This is a genomic window from Streptomyces sp. NPDC005408 (assembly GCF_040606445.1).
Taxonomy (GTDB): domain Bacteria; phylum Actinomycetota; class Actinomycetes; order Streptomycetales; family Streptomycetaceae; genus Streptomyces.
In genome coordinates, this window is sequence record NZ_JBEXEX010000136.1 from 1 (window position 1) to 1,378 (window position 1,378).

The 1,378-nt window shown below is 65.7% G+C and carries 1 protein-coding gene; it reads left to right on the forward strand.

Annotated features, from left to right (window positions below; translation table 11 throughout):
• Positions 1–48 precede the first annotated feature (48 nt).
• Complete coding sequence (locus ABZS64_RS39290; protein WP_355840012.1) at positions 49–1,341, forward strand: IS256 family transposase; 1,293 nt, start codon at positions 49–51, stop codon at positions 1,339–1,341.
• Positions 1,342–1,378: the final 37 nt, after the last annotated feature.

Genomic DNA, 1,378 nt, shown 5'->3' on the forward strand with positions numbered 1-1,378 from the left:
GGGACTGTAAGACGTTCGGTGTAACTCCCGATCATGGAAGATGCATCGATGACCAGTGAGAACGTGACAGAGCACGAGCCCGTGGAGTCGACAGCGGCCGTGTCGGCGAAGGCCGTGGACGACCGGCTGATCGACGAGCTGGTGAACCGGGCCCAGGCCGAGGGTCTGCGGCTGACCGGCGAGGGCGGGCTGCTGCAGCAGTTGACCAAGCGGCTGCTCGAGTCAGCCCTCGACGGTGAGATCACCGACCACCTCGGCTATGACAAGCACGATCCGGCAGGCAAGGACGGCGGCAACTCCCGTAACGGCAAACGCTCCAAGACCGTCCTGACGGACGTGGGGCCGGTGGAGATATCCGTGCCCCGTGACCGGGACGGCTCGTTCGAGCCGAAGATCGTCAAGAAGCGACAGAAGCGCCTGACCGGCGTCGACGAGATGGTCATCTCGCTGGCCGCGAAGGGGCTGACCACCGGTGAGGTCCAGGCCCACCTGGCGGAGGTCTATGGCGCCGAGGTGTCCCGGCAGACCATCTCCACCATCACCGACAAGGTCCTCGAGGGCATGGCCGAATGGCAGAACCGCCCCCTCGACGTCGTCTATCCGGTGATCTTTATCGACGCGATCCACGTGAAGATCCGCGACGGCGCCGTCGCCAACCGGCCCGTCTACGTGGCCCTGGCCGTCACGGCGGAGGGTCGGCGCGACATTCTGGGACTGTGGGCCGGCGACGGCGGCGAGGGCGCCAAGCACTGGCTGCACATCCTCACCGAGATCAAAAACCGGGGCGTGGGCGACGTGCTGATGCTGGTCTGCGACGGCTTGAAGGGCCTGCCCGAGGCCGTCGGGACCGTCTGGCCGATGACCATCGTGCAGACCTGCGTAGTTCACCTGCTGCGGAACTCTTTCCGCTATGCCGCCCGCCAGGACTGGGACAAGATCGCCAAACTGCTCAAGCCCGTCTACACCGCACCGACCGAGGAGGCCGCCCTGGACCGGTTCGCCGAGTTCGCCGATGCCTGGGGCAGGAAGTATCCGGCGATCGTGAAACTGTGGGAGAACGCCTGGGAGGAGTTCACCCCGTTCCTGCGGTTCGACACCGAGATCCGCCGCATCGTCTGCACGACGAACGCGATCGAGTCGGTCAACGCCCGCATCCGTCGGGCGGTCAAGGCCCGCGGCCACTTCCCCAGCGAGCAGGCCGCCCTGAAGTGCGTCTACATGGCCATCATGTCGCTCGATCCCACCGGCAAGGGCCAGGCCCGCTGGACCATGCGCTGGAAGACCGCGCTGAACGCTTTCGACATCACCTTCGACGGCCGACTCTCAGCAGCCCGTCAGTAACCAACAACCCCAGTTACACCGCTCGTTTGACAGACCC